Genomic DNA, 16,516 nt, shown 5'->3' on the forward strand with positions numbered 1-16,516 from the left:
AGGCTACTCGAGCCCGAGGTCCCGGAAGGTGCCTATCCTGACGTCCTCTGGGATCTCGCCCAGCTCTCCTGTCCTGTGGCCGATTATCCCTTTCACGCCGACCTTGGCTGCGGACTCCACGAGCCTCTGCGTGACGATCCCGTCGAAGATTAGGAAGTGCGCCCCGTTGGCCCCCTCCATCTTCTGGACGAGCTCGCTGATGGGGAACCTGCCGATCTCTTGGAGGCTCTGGTCCAAGAGGACGGCCTCGAGGGTCCCGTTCAAGTTCGAGTAGAGCTCGCGCGTCTTGGCAACCACAGGTTCGTCGGCCTCTTCCTGGGCCGGCTTGGGAGCCCGTTCCTGTGGCCTCTCTCTCCGCTGTCCGGCTTGGGGAGCTTCAACCCGTTCGGACTTTAGCATGTTGATGACGTCGATCGGGGTCAGGTCCTCGACCTCCTTCCCTGGCGGGGCCCTCAGGACCTTTTCGACCCTGACGACCTGCGCGAGTTCCTTCTCGATAAGATCGCCGCCCCTGTCCCCGTCCAGTACGGCGATGAGCCGTCGCTTCTTGCCCAGCTCGATTATGGATTCCGGCACGCTTGTCCCTTCGAGCGCCACTACGTTTTCTATCCCGGCGCGGAGGAAGAGCACGACATCAGCCCTGCCTTCGACAAGGTAAACGAGCTCAGACGAGAAGACGCCCGGCCCTGCGGGCAGGTTCTCCATGCCGTAGTTGACCACTCGTGCCCTCTTCGTTGAATCGGTCACGTCCTTGAGGACGTTTTCCCCTTCGCTGGAGGTCTTGGAACTCCACTCGCGGACTATGAGCTTGGCCCTGTCCACGATCTGCTTCCTCTTCGTGGCCCTCACATCGTCAATCGAGCCGACGGTGAACCGGGCGCTGCACGGCCCCACCTTGTCCACGCTCTCGACCGCGGCCGCTATGAGCGCGGCCGTGCCGATGTCAGTCGACATCGGGACGATCACCTCTCCCCTGGTCCTGTCGTTCTTGGACTCGAGGTTGATTTCTATCCTGCCGACCTTCCAGCTCTTCTGAAGCTCGTTCAGGTTCATTTCAGGGCCGAAGAGGCCCTCTGTCTGGCCGAAGATTGCGCCGATTACGTCCGCCCGTTCGACGACTCCGTCTACCTCAAACTTCAGTTTGACTAGATACTTTACTATACCTGAATCTGGCAATTCCTTTCTCTCCTATCACTTCTGTTTCAACTCGTTCTTAACGGGTTAAGCGTTAATCGGGTTTCGGGAAAATTGGCGGGGATATAAACTTCTTGCTTTTTTGGCCGGTCAGGCCTCCGATTCTGCGAATCTTGAGAGGTTCTCGATGTGCAGGAAGACCCCGCGCGTGGCCACCTGGAGCCTCCTCCTCTCTGCCAGGGAGGTCTTGACGCCCTCCTGGGCGAGCTTCTTGATGAACTTGGAGGCGAGAACCCCTCCCTCCCTGTCCAGGTCGGTCAGGATTGCCACCTTCTTCGAGCCGCTAAGCGCTTCGGCAGCCCCTCTTCCGAAGGATGAGACGGTGAGGAGCCTTCCCTTGAACCCCAGCTCCCTGAGCGCCGATTCGTCGCGCTTTCCCTCGACGAGTACCGCCCACCCGTCCTCGGAAAGGTGGTTGAGGTCCCTGACATAGTCCGAGAGGAAGGAGCTGAAGGCCTGGAGGATGCGCCTGCGCTTGTCGATCAACAAGTGTCAGCTCTTGGGATTGTTGCCCGTCTCTGACGAGCCGGGATCATGTCCCAGCTTAGAGCGGGGAGCATCACCTGGCCTCTTCAACGGGCAAACGGCACCGTCTGTCGCGCGACTGGGTAAACCATCTGCTCATCAAAGCGTTTCCGCCTTCGCAGGTGGCCGTTTGGCGCGCTTTAGAACGGATGCCGTCTGGTCGGGATGACCATGCGTTCTATTTTAGCTGTTCGTAAATGGATGAGAGGTCCAGCTCGAACCCTGAGACTGGCACCCGGAGCCCGAAGGACTCGAGGACCTCCGGCCTTACTTCGCCCACGACCCCAAGGCGCTTGCCCCCGAGGGCGAGGGACGCCGTCCTGCCAGGAGAGAAGGCCCAGTGTTCGGCCCCTATGGAGGTGGCCTCCTTGCCGGCCAGGATCCGGCAGAGGGCTTCGGCGTGCATCTTGGCCTCGGAGAAGTTGGACCCGCTGTGGGCCAGCAGGCAGCCGAGGCGCCACCCCTCTCCGACTCTGGCGCCCGACCTGAAGAAGACCCTCCCCACCTCGAAGACCCGCTGGGGATAGTCGGACTTCACGTTGGAGGTCAGGGCCGCCATCAAGGTGGGGATGAGCGAGTCTCTGAGGACCGAGTGGTCGAGCGACTTCGGGTCCATGACTGCCACCCTGGACTGGGAGGGCCTGCCGAAGCGTTCGTAGAGCGAGGCGTTGTCTGCGAGCTCGAAGGTCATCATCTCCACCATTCCGGACCCGGCCATGACCGTGGCGGTGGAGTCGAGGAACTCCTGGAAGGGATTGAACGCGCCTGCCCTCTTGCTCGGAGGATACTCTGGGGGTATCTTGTCGACGCCGTAGCCGAGGGCGACCTCCTCTGCTATGTCCACGGGGTGGAGGATGTCGACCCTGTAAGCTGGGACAAGGACATTTGAGCCGGAGACCGAGAGGCGGCTCCTGGCCAGGCACTCCGCGATTTCCTGGCGGGACAGGTCGAGCCCGAGCGTCGAGCGGACCAGTTCCAGGTCGAGGGGGGTCTCGGTGGGCGAGAGGTTCGGGGTGGTCCTCGTCGCGGAAGGAAGCTTGACCTTGACCGTCCCTATCGAGGCCCCCATCTGAGCCAGGGTAGTCGCCATGATTGAGAGGACGGCGTCCCCGAGCCTCCGGTCAGTGCTCGTCACGTCGACGAGGAGATTGCGCGTCCTCTCGGTGACCTTGGTCTTCGACCCGTTGATGACTGGCGGGAAGGAGAGGACGGCGCCTTCCGCGTCCGTGATCATAGGATATGGGCCACCGGTGGGGAGCGCGCTGCCGTAGGAGCGCCCCTCGGTCGTGCTTCGGAGGATCCGTCCGACTGTCGCCTTTGAGGAGGCCCCCAGGGGAACGAAGGCGAACGAATCTCTGACCGCGCCGTAGTTCAGGGGAGCCTTGATTCGGTCGAGGTCGTGGAGGCCGATCGCCACGACCTTCCGCTTCCGGCCGAGGCCGTTGTGGAGGTCTTCCTGGAGTGAAATCATCTGTCGCACGTCCTCCTCGTCGAGCTTCATGCCCATGGCCGTGGCGAGCGCGATGTGGGGCCTGACCTTCGAGAGTCGCGGGTCGACGGTGACCGTCACGCCGGACGGAGCCGTGCCGAACCTTGGAAGGCCCTTCTCCTTGCCCAGGAGCCCCCTTAGCGACCTCGCTATTCCGTAGTCGGTCCCAAAGTCTGGCCTGTTCGGGCTGTACTCCAGTCTGACAGTGTCGCCCTCGACGCTTTCGATGTCAAGGCCGGCGTATGGGACCCTCTCCAGGATCGTCTTCCTGTCCGCCCCCACCATCCTGGTGAAGCGAGGCAGGCTAATGCGTACTACCGGCAAACTCCATCCTGTTCCTTAGCCAAGAGAGATCGGACCCATAGAGGTCGCGGAGGTCGTCGAGGCCGTAGCGCATGAGCATGAGGCGCTCGATGCCCGGTCCCCAGGCGAGGACAGGCACCTTCACTCCGAGCGGGAAGGTGACCTCTGGTCGGAAGACCCCGGAGCCACTGAGCTCGATCCATGACTTTGAGATCGGGGAGAACCCGACCACCTCCAAAGAAGGTTCGGTGTACGGGAAGTACGTGGGCCAGAGCTTCACATCCTTCATCCCCAGCTTCTTGTAGAACTCGGTCAGGAAGCCCATAAGGTGGCGGACGTTGAGGCCCTGGCCCACGATGATTCCGTCCATCTGGTAAAACTCGGCGAGGTGTTTGTAATCGAGGTTTTCATTTCTGTAAACTTTGGAGACTGCGAAGACCCGGGTCTCGCGCTCCTTGGACTCTGAGAGGGCCTTGACAGTCAGGACTGTGTTGTGGGTCCTCAGGACCAGCCGGCGAGCCTCTTCGATGCGCCACAGGTACTCCCAGCCCCTGCTGCCCGTCTTCCATCCGTCTTCGTGGGTGGACGCTACGTTGGCCACTACTCCGGTCCGCTTCAGCGAAGAGTCGGAGAGGCCCTCGAGGTAGAAAGTATCCTGCATCTCCCTGCCCGGGTGGTCCTGAGGTACGAAGAGCGCGTCGAAGTTCCAGAACGCGGTGTGCACGCTCTCCCCGTCCACCTCGGTGAATCCCATGGAGACGTATGCTTCCTTGACTTCCCTGATGAAGTCGCGAACCGGGTGCCTGCGGCCTGGGTAGAAGACTGGGGGCTTCGCTACCACGTCGATGGGCCTCAGCGTCTTGCCCCGCCAGGACCTGGAGGCGAGGACCTCGGGGGTGACCTTGTCGAGGAGCCCGGCCTCCCCTTCCTGTTCAGAGGCGCCCTTGCCCCTGGCCGTCAGGGAAATGCTCGTCTGCTTCCTTTCAAGCCGCCTGACGGCCCCCCTCTTCAGGAGGTCGTCGAGGACGCGACGCTGGTCGCCTGAAACCGATGCGTAGGAAAGACCCTTCTGAATCGACTCCATGAGGCGCGCGAGCGAGTCGGGGCCCTTCGAGTCGGAGAGGGACACCGTCGGAGCGGCTCCCTGAGTCATCTGCACCCATCCCGAGGCCCGAGCCCTTCCCAACGCGGCGCTGAACTCCTCTTGGGAGAGGCTCTTCCGAAGAGAGTCCATGCTGGCAGAACCTCCTGACTCCCTGATCTTGGCGACAAGGCTGAGTTCAGGAGGGCGCCTGACGACCTCGAGTGTGGACTCCGCGCTCTCGGAGACGATGACGAGCCCTTTCGACTCAAGCCACTGGAGAGCGCGCCGGATCTGGTCAGGGCCCAAGCCAGACCGATCGACTAGGGTGTCGAAGTCGAGGGGCCGCCCTGTCTCCAGTGAGGCCAGTATCTTCCGCTCCAGCGGATGGAGTGACTCGGACACTTCGCCTAGCGCTTCCCCGAAGTGGCTATGGCCTTCTTGCCTGCGCGGAGCAGCTCCTTAGCCTGAGGGATGAAAGCTTCGCGCTTCTTCTGGTGGTCCTCGAGGAAGCCCTTGACGAGGCCGGCGGCCTCCTGCTTGCATTCGCCGCAGAGGCGGATACCTTTCACGCACTCGTGATAGACCCTCTCCACGTGCTCGTCGTCTGTCGCAAAGTGGAACCTGTAGAGGTCGTAGACGGGGCAGATGTCTGCCCTGCCCCCGAGGCGCCTCTGTTCCTCGACCGTGTCCCGCCCCCCCGTGAAGGCGCTCAGGACCTTCTTTGACGCCGCGGTCGGCTTGTCGTCGAGGGTCAGGAGAGATGCCTCGGCCCTCTTCGACATCTTCTGGTCGCCCGAGAGGCCGAGCATCAGCCTATGGTATAGCGCCGAGGGTGGGAGGAAGCCGAAGTCGTCGTGATACTTCGCGGCGAGGTCGCGCGCCAGCCTGAGGTGCGGGTCTTGGTCCGCACCGACGGGGACGAGGACCGGCTTTGGTCCGCCGAAGTCTTCGAGCTGAGGCATGAGGATGTCGCCCGCCTGCACGAGGGCTGCCATGTACAGGCCGATCTGCCGCTCGCCATAGATCGCCTTGAGCATGTTGTTCGTGACCCCCCTCGAGAAGATCGTGGCGAGCCGCGAGACCCTGATCTCTTCGCTCTGGAGATAGACTACGGCCCTCTCAGGGTCGAGCCCGAGTGCGAGGATGTCTGCGATGTTCTTCACGGCTATCTTCGACGTCTCTGCGAAGGAGAGGCCGTTGTCGGCGTACGCCTCCACGTCTGCGATGGCGTAGAAGACCGTCGCCTTCTTCGAAACTGACTGGAAGTAGACCATGTCGTCGGCAGTCATCTTGGTCCCCAGGTGGAAGTCGCCTGTCGGCTTGATCCCGCTCATCACCGCGTAGGGCTTGTTGTTGTCGATCGCGTCGAGGATCCTCCCCAAGTCCCTGTGCCCGAAGTCGATCCCCCTCCTGAGGTGGACGCTCGGGTTCTTGAATCGTGGAACCAAGGGTGCCACTGGCTCGATGCCGAACTCGGCCTGGAGGCGGGCGTAATCCTTGACGCCGGACGTTCCCCAGGGGTCGAGAGAGGCTCCCTCCACATTGCTCCTGCCGTGAGGTTCTGATATTATCTCTTCGGTCGATGAGGCTCAGCCTTTCGTGGACTTGCGGGCGATTCGGCCCTCCGTGTCGATCTCGCCCCTCCGAATGCGAGTCGAGGAGATGGGCTTCGAGTCCTCGGCGAGGACGTGCTCGATCGTGACCACCTCCAGGGGAGGGAACCCGCGTTGAGCCCTCAGCGAGTTGGCCAGGGGGACCCGCGCGGCTGTCTCCCCTGTGACCACGATCGCCTCGACGTCGGGAGAGGCGATGCCCGGGCCGAAGTAATCGTCCAGCTTTGCGATGATGTACTTCCTCCGCGGAAACTTCTGCCCGATGAGCCTCTCGAGCCCCTGGATTCTCTCTTCGTAGCTCTGGTCGGGGGTCTTCCCTTCCTTGGCGGCGAATGGGTCCGACGTGACCCCTATCACGACCGTCTCCCCCACCTCGAAACTCTTGGAGAGGAGGGCCAGATGCCCCTTGTGGATGTGGTCGAAGGTCCCGCCGGTCGCGACCTTCCGGTACTTCATCTGAGGTCGGCCTCAGTCCGAATCAATTGAAATACTGCACTCCTGCCGGCGGACTTACGCAATAAGGATTCGTGAGAGGAGAAGCCAATGATTCCCGGAGAGTATGCGAGGTCAGGCCGGATCACCAGCGAGGTACGCGCGAGGGTGAAGGAGTTTGTCAAGCCCGGGACTGGATATCTGGAGGCCTGCAGGTTCGTAGAAGAGGAGATCTCCTCTAGGAAGGGGGCCCCGGCCTTTCCCGTCGGGATAGGAGTCAACCATGTGACTGCGCACTACTCTCCGCAGGAGAAGGAGGCCTCTGTCTTCAAGGAGAGCGACCTGGTTAAGGTGGACTTCGGAGTCCACGTCGACGGGTACGTCACAGACACAGCGGTCAGCGTCACTTTCAACCCTTCGTACGAGCCGATGCTTGAGGCATCAGAGAGGGCCCTCGGCGTGGCGATAGCGGCCCTGCGCAAGGAGCAGAGGGCGGGGGAGATAGGCAGAGAGATCAGGAAGGAGGTGGCCCGCCTGGGCTTCAAGACGATTGAGAACCTCACCGGGCACACGGTTGACAGGTACCAGGTCCATGCAGGCAAGAGCATCCCGAACCTCTACGTGCCGGGCATGCAGGCCCTGCGCAAGGGCGACGTCTTCGCGATCGAGCCTTTCGTCACGCCTGCGGGAGCAGCAGGGTACGTGGTTGACGCCCCCCTGACGACGATCTTCTCAGTCGTGGCAAGGAAGAGGATAGGAACTAAGGAACTGGACGCGTTCGTCGACAAGGTCTGGGAGGAGAGAAAGACCCTACCCTTCACCCCTAGGTGGTACCCAGACGACCTAGGAGGAGGGAAGCTGGACTCGGTCCTTGGAAAGCTGGTTGCCAAGAAGGTAGTGAGGTCGTACCCTACCTTGGTAGAGGCCTCGGGGAACCCCGTGGCGCAATTCGAGCACACAGTGGCGCTGACGGAAGGAGGGCCAGTCGTCCTAACTTGAGGGCTTCGAGCTCTCGGCGTAGACCAGGCTGACCCGGGTCTGGTTTCCGCACTTCGTGCACTTCGCCCCGTCCTTTGTGACGTAGTCGCCCACTGCGAAGGCGCGCTTCGTCTTCTGTCCGCAGACAGGGCACTCCTCGATGGAGTAGACGAGCAGCTTGTACTTCTTGTCGCTCGAAGGGACTGAACTCATCATTGCGCTACGCCAAGCGTGTTGCCGATTCCAGCTACCAAGACCTCGTCCCCTTCCTTCGTCTTCTCTTCGATGAGCCTGTTCAGGACCTGCGAGACCTTGTCGGAGGCCTCTGCGATGTCCTTCCTCATCACTGTAATCGCTTCCAATATGCTCTGCTTGACGAGTATAGCGTAGAGCGGAATCTTGTTGAGGGTCGCGACCTCCTCAATCTGGTACTTCTCGACCCCGATCCCGCCGATTGCAGCGCCCACGCCCTCTGCGATCTCTCCCGTCTTCTCCCCTTCTAGCTTGAGGGCGGCGTCGATCATCACTATCGCGCTCGGCTTGATTCCCATCTCCTCGATGATCTTCTTGATGGCTACGCCTGGCTGCCCCACGTACGCCATGGGTCCGTCAGCCTTCACAACGTAGAGCTTGCGTCCCTTGTACTCTGTGACCGCCATGACCGTGTCCTTCGCGACCACACGCTTCTCCTTTCCGATCATGAACTTCGAGACGACGACCGGGCCGATCCCGTCACCCACAGGCTGCCCGACCTTGAACGAGTCGACAGCGTTGAGGAGGGCGTCGGCCTCCTGTATGATCATCGGCATCAGCATCTGAAGCTGGATGAGGGTGAAGTAGGAGTTGGTCTTCTTGCCGAGCAGGTAGAAGTGGCGGACGATCTTGTGGATCATGTTCAGGGATGTGGCAACCTCGAGGAGGTTCTCGGAGATCGAAACAGTGACGGCGTTGTCCTGTCCGACCAGGTGCGCGACCTCGGTCCGGACCCTGTTGTTGTTCGTAGTGACAACGTGGTCGATCTTTCCTACAAGCCCTTGAGGGTCGATGTCGACCGGCATTATCGTGACGTAGTCGAGGAACTGGTCCACGCGCTGCGTTGGGTCGCTCGGGGACTTTCCTACGTTGACCAGGTAGTCGATGGCTTCCTTCCTCGACTTCTCCTTCATCACCCTGAGCTTGTTCAGGCCGCGCCCTATCTCGTTGAGAGCAAAGTAGGACTGGATGCGCGTGCCATACAAGAAACTCACGAAGAAGAAGCCGACCCAAACAAGAGTAATCAAAGAAGACGGATCAAAGGGAACTTGCAGCGCGATGCTCGAGATGAGAGGCAAGCGATTCTGAAAAGTCTTGACCTGCGCCCGGACTTAAATGTTCTGTATGGAAATCACGTCCAAATTTCTTGGACGCGTCTTTTTGAGAAAAGGGTGCCGGCACCTGGGCTTCGCGAAGGCTCTCGCACTTCACTAACACCAAGGCGACGCGCGGTTTTACTTCCAGGATCGGAACGAGTCTGGGTAGGACCCGCGCGCTATGGCCGGCTGAAGGACGCGGGTCTCGGCAGAGTAGATTAACGTTTCTGGGCACGACGCGACCGTTTTATACCTCTGAAAGGACGTCTCAAGGGTCTTGCAGCGAAGACTCTTGGACATTCTCGCATGCCCGATAGACAAGCACTATCCCCTCGAGCTGCTCGAGTTCGAGCTGAAGGGAGACGTGATCGCCGAGGGAGTTCTTCTCTGTTCGGAGTGCGGGAGGTACTATCCCATAACGGACGAGATCCCGGTCATGCTGCCGGACAACCTTAGGACGAAGAAGGACGACCTCGTCTTTCTAGAGAAGTGGAAGGAAAAGCTCCCGGACAAGGTTGTCCACGGCGGAAAGCCTTGGAGCCTCTGACCCGCTAGGCGTCTCCTTTCCGCAGTCAATCTTTAGATATTGAGCCCGGGAGAGTTTGAGACGGAGGTCCTGGGCGGAGCAGCAAGAGGCATAGCTCGTGGGGGCGTAGCCCAGCTTGGCGATAGGTCGTCCGACGACTTTCCCCTGGAAAGGCAGGGCGACAGGCTCCAGTGGTCAAACAACCTAGTTTGATGACACGGCAGCGTGGATGATTATGCATTGGAGCTGCAAGAGAAACCTGTAGACCGTCGGTTCAAATCCGACCGCCCCCACTGAACTTTGTGCGACTCTGAAGCTGAGATGGATGAGAGATGGGGCTGCGCTGTGGAGACGTGTGTACGTGCAGGGTTCTACGCTGTCGCAGTTGTGAAGTACGTGTACGTGTAGGTCTCGGTGGTAGCGGGCTCGGTAGTAGTGAAGAATGTGAGCGTGTACGCTTGGCGGGTCGTGGTGTAAGCCGACTGCGTGTATGTGAAGGTCGTCTGTTGGGTCTGGGTGTAGCTGTATCCCCCGTAGGAGTAGCAATACTGGGTCGTGGGAGCATAGGTGACCGTCGTTGCCGTCTGGGTGTAGGTCTGAGTTGTGCCAGAGTGAGTAATGGTGGTGGAGGACTGCGTGAGTATCGCGGTCGAGGTAGTCACGGCTTGGGTGGTGGTGCCCGTCGTCGTGACGCAGGAGTACGTCTCCGACGTCTGGGCAGTGGTGGCGGGGCTCGTCTGAGTCGTCGTGCTCGACTGGAGGGTGGTCGAGGTCGTCACCGTGCTGGTGCCCGTATTGCTCGACGCAGAGGTCGCAGACGAAGTCGTGTGCGCGCTCGAAGTGCTAGTGGTGCCGGCCGAGCTGGTCGTCGAGTGTGACGATGTGGTGGGCCCTGTCGTGACAGGCGTAGTGGACGTGTAGACGTAGATCCCGACCCCGATGATTACTATTACCAGAACTACCACGACCCCGATGACGGTCGTCGATATCGCGGACCTCCTACCCGCGGATAAGTCTAAGCGCAATCGCTTCGTGGGTCGGTGGGTAGCGCATTAAGCGTTTCGCATTCGGCCTCGCCCCCCCGGACCCATCCGGCCAATCCCTTATACCACCCAAGGACGCCTCCATCTCAGCAGATGCTTTCTCCAAAAGAGCTGGCGAAGAGGGTCCTGAAGGCTGACGGTGCCTTCCAGTGGGTGGTCGTCCTCAGCTCCCGGGGAGAGACCCTTGCCCACGAGTACTCCGAGGGGTACGCTGAGAGGATCCCTGTCGCGAAGGACACGCGCGAAAGGCTTGGAGTTGTAGACGCCGTTTTCCTCGAGGCCGCGATGAACGCTGAGAAGTGGTACGGGAAGATGGAGTTCATCCTCTTGGCCTATCGCAAGGCGAAGGTGATGCTCACCTATGTTCAGGAGTCAGAGGCCTACATCGCAGTGAAGATCCCGCGCTCCGCGATGGCAGAGCACCTGTTTCCGAAGCTCAAGAGCGCTCTGGGAAAGAAGGCACCCCGTAGACTCCGTCGTAGCCAGGTGTAAAGACGACCCTTCCCTCCCTGACGGAGACGATCGCGTCGGCGACCTTCGGAGAGGCCGCTCTTTCCAGCTCTGAAGCGCCCACCTCGAGTAGGACGGAGAGCTCCGTCCCGAAGGTGCGGATGAGGCGGTCCTGTTCCTCAAGTACGCGCTTGACGTAGAGCCGGTTCACTCCTGTCGCGGCAGAGATCACTTCGTAGAGGGGGATGAGCTTCCTGAAGGGGACCGCCCCGGGGGCCTCCTCCCCCTCGGGCCTGTCTGCGAGCTCCTCCACCCTCTGGAGGACTCCGACCGTCATCTTCTTGCCGCACGTCGGACACTTGTTCCCCAGGCGATTGGCATCCTTGGGCAGGAATGAAGTCCCGCACTTCTTGTGGCCGGTGAAGTGATACTTCCCATAGGCTGGGTCCACTTCAATCGTGTAGAGGAACCTGGACCTGTCCTTGAGCCTGACCGAGCTGAAGACCTCGTCGTAGGTAAGTCTGGGCAGGTCGAAGACGTTCGCTTCCCTCCCCAGGCGCCAGGGGTTGGGGGAGTGCGCGTCCGAGTTGGACATCAGGGCGACCTTGTCCAGCGACCTTAGCATCCAATTCATCGGCGGGTCCGAGCTTAAGCCGGTCTCGACGGCGAAGATCCTGGCGGCCTGGTCCTGGTAGCACTCCTCGAGGCTGTCAAAGCCGGACTTGCTCCCGAAGGCGCCGAACCAGGGGGTCCAGATGTGGGCGGGGACGACCACGATGGAACTGGAAATGGAGTGCAGCCTCTCGACAAGCTCCGGCGACCCAAGCCCTTTGAGCACCGGCCTGCCGTCCGAAGCCAGCCGCCCGTACTTCCCGAGCTCTTGGTTGATCTGAGAGACAGTCTCGAGGTCGGGCGAGTAGATCAGGTGGTGGACCTTGCGGACCCGGCCTCCGGCCTCGTAGACTGTGCTCACCTCCCCGGCGAGCATCCATGTCATCCCCGAGTAAGAGAAGAGGCCTGTCCCTGAGATGGGCTGGAGCTTGGACTGAAGCTCGGCGAACCAGGCTGGGTGCGTAAAGTCGCCGGTCCCGAGGAGGTTGAGCCCCTTGACCTTGGCCCCCTCCGCGAGGTGCTCAAGGTCCATGAACTTGGAGGTCGCCAGCGCGTACTTCGAGTGGAGCTGAAGGTCCGCAGTCACGCGCACGGGGGGCGAGGGATTCTCGCGTGATTAATTAACAGCCGTCTGGGCGAGGTCCTCGTTGTCCGGAGGCGTCTCCATCCCGGGTCTGGCCACCCTGCGCTCGATTCCAATCAAGGTCCGGCTCCTCGTCCTTTCTCAGATCGTAAACACGCTGGCGTTCGGGTACTTCCTCATCTACGTCAGCGGCTACCTTGTGGACATCAAGGTGCTGGACGGAGGGAGCGTGGGCCTGATCTTCGGGATCGAAGGGCTCGTACTCATCGCGGCAGGAATACCGCTGGGGCTCCTCTCGGACAAGAAGGGGAGGAAGTGGTTCTTGATCCTTGGGAACGTCCTTCTCCCCCCGACCGTGATAATCTTCGCCATAACCCACGACTTTAGCCTCTACTTGGTCGCGGCCGTCACGGCGGGGGTCGCAGAGGCGGCTTCTCTGTCCTCATGGAACGCAATCATCGCCGACCAGACGGAACCAGGGGCCCGGGACGCGGCCTTCTCGCTCTCGTTTATCGTCGGCAACGTCGGAATCTCTGCGGGCCTTGCTTTGCCTCTCGCACTGCCAGTACTCGGCAATGCCTTCGGGGTCTCCCTGGAAGTCGCGCACTCCCAGGCGCTGCTGTACATAGGAATCGCCAGCTTCTTCGTGCCGGTCCTACTCTTCCTGCTGCTCAGGGGCTACCGCGAGAAGCCCAAGCAGGCCGAGACGAGCGAGAACTCGGGGGACCTCAGGCTCCTGCTCAAGTTCTCAGGGATGAGCGGGATCATCGGGCTGGGGGCGGGCTTGATCATCCCTCTGATGGGCACCTGGTTCCTCTACAAGTTCGCCGTCCCCGACATCTTCAGCGGTCCCTTCCTCGCTCTCTCGGGGATGACGATCGCCTTCGCTGCGCTGGGAAGCGCGTGGCTATCGAAGCGTTTCGGTCTGTTCAGGTCTATCGTGATGACGGCGGGAAGCTCCACCGCCTTCATGGCCAGCATGGCTTTCATACCAAACCTCTTCCTGGCAGGAGGGGTCTACCTGGTCAGGGCCTCGCTGATGAACATGGCCGCACCTCTGATGGACTCCTACCTCATGGGGATAATTCATCCTGGAAGGCGGGGACTGGCGAGCGCGATCTCGGCCATAGTATGGAGGCTGCCAAACAGCATCAGCACGATCGTAGGAGGGTACATCCTCCTCCTGGGGTTCACTTCCGGGAACCACCTCCTGTACGACGCCCCATGGCTGGGGGCCGCCGGCCTGTACGTGCTGGGGATATCGCTGCTCTACACCAACTTTAGGAATGTAAAGACCAAGGGCTGAGCTCTGTGGCGCGCCTGCGGAGGTCCTTCTACGAGGGGCGGGCAGATAGAGTCGCCAGGGCACTCCTAGGCAAGAGGCTCGTGAGAGTCAGGGAGGGTCGGAGGCTGGCGGGAGTGATAGTCGAGACCGAGGCATACAGAGGGACAAGGGACCCGGGGAGCCATGCCTACAGGGGAAGGAAGCCGAGGAACGCGGTAATGTTCGGAGACCCGGGCCATGCCTATCTCTACTTCACGTACGGCAACCACTGGATGCTCAACTTGACGTGCGAGCCTTCACAGAGGCCAGCCGCGGTCCTGATCAGGGCCCTTGAGCCCTCTGAGGGGGTCGCCCTGATGAAGCGGAACCGTCGGGTGGAAGAGGAGGTCGAGATTGCCAGCGGCCCCGGGAAGCTTGCGAAGGCCCTTGGACTGGACGGGGCCTTGAACGGGGAGGATGTCGTGACCTCTCGGAGGCTCTTCGTCGAAGACGGGCTTTCCGCGGGACGGATCGGAGTGAGTTCCAGGGTGGGCCTGAGCGAAGGGTGGGAGAGGAAGTGGAGGTTCTACATCGCCGGGAACAGGTTCGTTTCGAGGGGAAAACCGTCGCTTCCGCGGAAGCCATAACTAATCCGCCAGGCGGGTCGAATCGAGCGGGGTCGTCGGCTAGGCCTTTGGTCTAATCATGTGGACCAAGGGGGCTAGTCTGGTCTAGGCTTTCAGCCTTGGGACACGCGCGCAAGAACGCTGAAGACCCCCGGTTCAAATCCGGGCGACCCCACCATCGCTTTACTGAATTCGGACTATCATACCGTTAAATACAATTGACAATGACGCGGAGAGACAGTTTGCAGGCGGCTCCTCGAAGGGTAAAGACGATCTACAGCGTAATCGCGTCCCCCCAGAGGCTCGAGATCCTCAGGATTCTCAACATCAAGGGCCCCCTGACCTACAGCGCGCTCAAGACTCTCGCAGGCTTCAAGTCCAAGAAGGAATCCGGGAAGTTCGCGTACCACCTCCGGAAGCTCGTCAAGCAGCTCCTGATTCAGCTCAACAGGCAGGAGAGGAAATACACCGTGACCAACCTCGGGAGGCTGGTGCTCAACCTGACCCGCCAGATCGAGGAGCAGTCCCTCGTCGAGAGCGGGAAGCTGTACGTGAGGACCTCTCACCAGACGATGGAGGAATTCAACGCCAACAAGATCTTGCAGTCCCTCGTAAAGGAGGCTGGGATGCCGGTAGAGCTGGCCCAGAAGATCACCAGCGAGACAGAGTCGAGGCTCTACAAGTTCCAGACCCAATACCTGACGGCCCCTCTCATACGCGAGATAGTCAACGCGCTCCTAGTGGAGCACAGCATGGAAGAGTACAGGCACAAGCTCACGCGGCTCGGGATGCCGATCTACGACGTGACCCAGCTACTGGGGAAGGCTGGCGACGACGGAGGGAACGTGGAATCGCTGGTCCACCAGACCGGCAAGCAGGTCTTCTCCGAGTACCTGCTCCTCGAACAGCTCCCAAGGGACGTCGCCGACGCCCACCTGTCGGGAGACATCCACATCGCAAACGCAGGCTCTTGGGGCCTGACCCCTGACACGGTCTTCGTCGACCTGCTCTCCGTCAGGAGCGCGGGCCTCAACCCTCGCGGAAGGATAGCGAACACTTCGATGATACCCAGCCCCGAGAACTCAGAGAGAGCCCTGGGGATAGTGCTCAACATGTCGTCGATGCTTACGAGGGAGGTCTCGGACGAGGTGACCTTCAGGAACTTCCTGCAGTTCGTCGCGCCTTTCTGCAAGTCAAGGGGCAAGAGGGAGCTGGAGTCGCTCTTCCTGAGGTTCTTCGAAATGCTCAGCTCGCCGATGGCCGGCACTGAGGCGCCCGCGGTCAGCCTCGAGCTGAACCCGTACAAGCACGATGACATCGGAAGGGAGGTGATGGACAGGACGCTCGACGCCGCCCTCGGAGCCTACAGGAGCTTCGTAGAGGAGACGCCGAGGCCTGACGTCAGGCTCCTCCTGGCTAAGCCAGGCAGGGTCGACGAGACCAAGACGCTCAAAGACGCGGCCGCGATCATCTTCAACGGTGGGAGGATCGCCTTCTTCTCCTCGGACCAGAGGAGGAGCTTTCTCGGGCTCAACGCCAACATCCTCGGTCAGGACTCCCAGGCGGACAACATCAGCGTGCTGCACGGGCTGAGCCTGAACCTCCCTCGGCTCGCCTACGACTCCAACCAGGACGAGACGTACTTCAGAGCCAAGCTGGCGCTTCTCATCAGCGTGGCGGCAGACGCCCTTTCGACCAGGAGGAGGCTGATCGAGAGGACGCTGAAGCGGGGCCTTCTTCCATCTCTGGCTGCGGGGTCGGACGCAGTGACATCAGAGACGATGCCGCTGATAATGAACCTGGTCGGGATGGATGAGACGCTGGCCAGCCTGATAAGAGACCCGACAGTGTCGTCGAGGTACGAGCTCGCTGACAAGATCGTGGGCACCGCCGGGCAGGTGGCGGACGAGAAGTCGACCAAGATCGACAGGCTGGGAGTCGGGATGCTGGACTTGGACGGTGCGCAAAGGCTCGCCTCCCTGGACGCGGAGAAGTACGGCAAGGCCAACCTTCAGCCGCTGCTCAAGGGAGCGTACTCGCAGGCCCCCAAGCTCGTCCTTGCGGACCTCGAGAACCCGGAGAAGACGGCCTACATCACGAAGCTCTCTTCGGGGCTCAACGGGGGGCTCTCGGTGATGCTCGACGGCTCCTCGGAGGACGTGCGCGGAGTCTACAACACGATCCTCAACGCGACGCCGAAGCTTCCGTACTTCAAAGTGGACAGGACGATCTCGGCCTGCAGGAATTGCGGGTCGAAGCTCGGGCAGGGGGATGCTCGCTGCCGGAGGTGCAAGTCGGTCGCGACTTTCCAGTATTCGACAGCGGCGTGACCGGGCGGATTTCTTCTGTTTGTGTCAAAAAGAGTTCACAGTTCTGCGCTTCATGTCATCGAGCGGCGTAGTCTAGCTCGCGGGTGGTTGTCAAATCGGAACAAGCCAAGAGTAA

16 protein-coding genes, 2 tRNA genes and 1 rRNA gene are annotated in these 16,516 nt (G+C 61.0%); 8 read left to right on the plus strand and 11 right to left on the minus strand.

Annotated features, from left to right (window positions below; all coding sequences use genetic code 11):
* Window positions 1-3: 3 nt before the first annotated feature.
* The 6 genes from HY247_04780 to HY247_04805 form a co-directional block, all read right to left on the minus strand.
* Complete coding sequence (locus HY247_04780) at window positions 4-1,176, minus strand: DNA primase (protein QQG48080.1); 1,173 nt, start codon at window positions 1,174-1,176, stop codon at window positions 4-6.
* Between the two features lie 108 nt (window positions 1,177-1,284).
* On the minus strand, window positions 1,285-1,680 hold the full coding sequence (locus HY247_04785; GenBank protein QQG48081.1) for a hypothetical protein: 396 nt from the start codon (window positions 1,678-1,680) through the stop codon (window positions 1,285-1,287).
* A 217-nt stretch (window positions 1,681-1,897) separates the two neighbouring features.
* Window positions 1,898-3,532, minus strand: coding sequence for a phenylalanine--tRNA ligase subunit beta (locus HY247_04790; protein QQG48082.1), 1,635 nt, complete (start codon window positions 3,530-3,532; stop codon window positions 1,898-1,900).
* Window positions 3,513-4,997 carry a phenylalanine--tRNA ligase subunit alpha gene (locus HY247_04795; GenBank protein QQG48083.1) on the minus strand — a complete coding sequence of 495 codons (1,485 nt, stop codon included), beginning with the start codon at window positions 4,995-4,997 and terminating at the stop codon, window positions 3,513-3,515. The genes HY247_04790 and HY247_04795 overlap by 20 nt, the downstream gene beginning before the upstream one ends.
* Before the next feature lie 5 nt (window positions 4,998-5,002).
* Window positions 5,003-6,136, minus strand: coding sequence for a tryptophan--tRNA ligase (trpS, locus tag HY247_04800; protein QQG48084.1), 1,134 nt, complete (start codon window positions 6,134-6,136; stop codon window positions 5,003-5,005).
* Between the two features lie 48 nt (window positions 6,137-6,184).
* Window positions 6,185-6,664, minus strand: coding sequence for a pantetheine-phosphate adenylyltransferase (locus tag HY247_04805; GenBank protein ID QQG48085.1), 480 nt, complete (start codon window positions 6,662-6,664; stop codon window positions 6,185-6,187).
* 87 nt (window positions 6,665-6,751) lie between these two features.
* Here HY247_04805 and HY247_04810 point away from each other — a divergent pair, with 87 nt between their 5' ends.
* The gene (locus HY247_04810) at window positions 6,752-7,639 is read left to right on the plus strand and encodes a type II methionyl aminopeptidase (GenBank protein QQG48086.1); all 888 of its coding nucleotides are present in this window, start codon (window positions 6,752-6,754) and stop codon (window positions 7,637-7,639) included.
* On the opposite strand, the gene HY247_04815 is transcribed toward HY247_04810, so the two are convergent.
* From HY247_04815 to rrf, 3 genes are all read right to left on the minus strand, one after another.
* Entirely contained in the window at window positions 7,631-7,834 is a 204-nt protein-coding gene (locus HY247_04815; GenBank protein ID QQG48087.1) for a hypothetical protein, read from the minus strand. The genes HY247_04810 and HY247_04815 overlap by 9 nt on opposite strands.
* Window positions 7,831-8,949, minus strand: coding sequence for a DUF1512 domain-containing protein (locus HY247_04820; protein QQG48088.1), 1,119 nt, complete (start codon window positions 8,947-8,949; stop codon window positions 7,831-7,833). The genes HY247_04815 and HY247_04820 overlap by 4 nt, the downstream gene beginning before the upstream one ends.
* A gap of 91 nt (window positions 8,950-9,040) precedes the next feature.
* Window positions 9,041-9,160 (minus strand): 5S ribosomal RNA (gene rrf / locus HY247_04825).
* 84 nt (window positions 9,161-9,244) lie between these two features.
* On the opposite strand from rrf, the gene HY247_04830 reads away from it, so the two are divergent.
* Window positions 9,245-9,514: a Trm112 family protein gene (locus tag HY247_04830; GenBank protein QQG48089.1), complete on the plus strand. Its 270-nt coding sequence runs from the start codon at window positions 9,245-9,247 to the stop codon at window positions 9,512-9,514.
* 99 nt (window positions 9,515-9,613) lie between these two features.
* Window positions 9,614-9,786, plus strand: a tRNA-Trp gene (locus HY247_04835).
* A 78-nt stretch (window positions 9,787-9,864) separates the two neighbouring features.
* Here the strand turns inward: HY247_04835 and HY247_04840 are convergent.
* Window positions 9,865-10,518, minus strand: coding sequence for a hypothetical protein (locus HY247_04840; GenBank protein ID QQG48090.1), 654 nt, complete (start codon window positions 10,516-10,518; stop codon window positions 9,865-9,867).
* A 111-nt stretch (window positions 10,519-10,629) separates the two neighbouring features.
* Between HY247_04840 and HY247_04845 the strand changes: the two genes are divergently transcribed.
* Window positions 10,630-11,028, plus strand: coding sequence for a hypothetical protein (locus HY247_04845; GenBank protein QQG48091.1), 399 nt, complete (start codon window positions 10,630-10,632; stop codon window positions 11,026-11,028).
* Here the strand turns inward: HY247_04845 and HY247_04850 are convergent.
* A complete protein-coding gene (locus HY247_04850) occupies window positions 10,973-12,190 on the minus strand; it encodes a DNA helicase UvrD (protein QQG48092.1) in 1,218 nt (405 codons plus the stop codon). The two genes, HY247_04845 and HY247_04850, sit on opposite strands and share 56 nt — an antisense overlap.
* 55 nt (window positions 12,191-12,245) lie before the next feature.
* Between HY247_04850 and HY247_04855 the strand changes: the two genes are divergently transcribed.
* The 4 genes from HY247_04855 to HY247_04870 all read left to right on the plus strand — a co-directional run bounded on the left by HY247_04855 (window position 12,246) and on the right by HY247_04870 (window position 16,401).
* Window positions 12,246-13,487 (plus strand): MFS transporter, encoded by a 1,242-nt coding sequence (locus HY247_04855; protein ID QQG48093.1) that lies wholly within the window; start codon window positions 12,246-12,248, stop codon window positions 13,485-13,487.
* Between the two features lie 5 nt (window positions 13,488-13,492).
* Window positions 13,493-14,092, plus strand: a complete 600-nt coding sequence (locus tag HY247_04860) for a DNA-3-methyladenine glycosylase (protein QQG48094.1) — start codon at window positions 13,493-13,495, stop codon at window positions 14,090-14,092.
* Between the two features lie 28 nt (window positions 14,093-14,120).
* Window positions 14,121-14,249, plus strand: a tRNA-Pro gene (locus HY247_04865).
* A 64-nt stretch (window positions 14,250-14,313) separates the two neighbouring features.
* The gene (locus HY247_04870; GenBank protein QQG48095.1) at window positions 14,314-16,401 is read left to right on the plus strand and encodes an ArsR family transcriptional regulator; all 2,088 of its coding nucleotides are present in this window, start codon (window positions 14,314-14,316) and stop codon (window positions 16,399-16,401) included.
* Window positions 16,402-16,516 lie beyond the last annotated feature (115 nt).

It is taken from the genome of archaeon (assembly GCA_016432545.1).
Taxonomy (GTDB): Archaea; Thermoproteota; Nitrososphaeria; order Nitrososphaerales; family Gagatemarchaeaceae; genus UBA183.

Coding starts and splice junctions, on each gene's coding strand:
- HY247_04805 (QQG48085.1), bottom strand. CDS start 6,664: ATGAAGTACCGGAAGGTCGCGACCGGCGGGACCTTCGACCACATCCAC.
- HY247_04815 (QQG48087.1), bottom strand. CDS start 7,834: ATGATGAGTTCAGTCCCTTCGAGCGACAAGAAGTACAAGCTGCTCGTC.
- HY247_04845 (QQG48091.1), top strand. CDS start 10,630: ATGCTTTCTCCAAAAGAGCTGGCGAAGAGGGTCCTGAAGGCTGACGGT.
- HY247_04810 (QQG48086.1), top strand. CDS start 6,752: ATGATTCCCGGAGAGTATGCGAGGTCAGGCCGGATCACCAGCGAGGTA.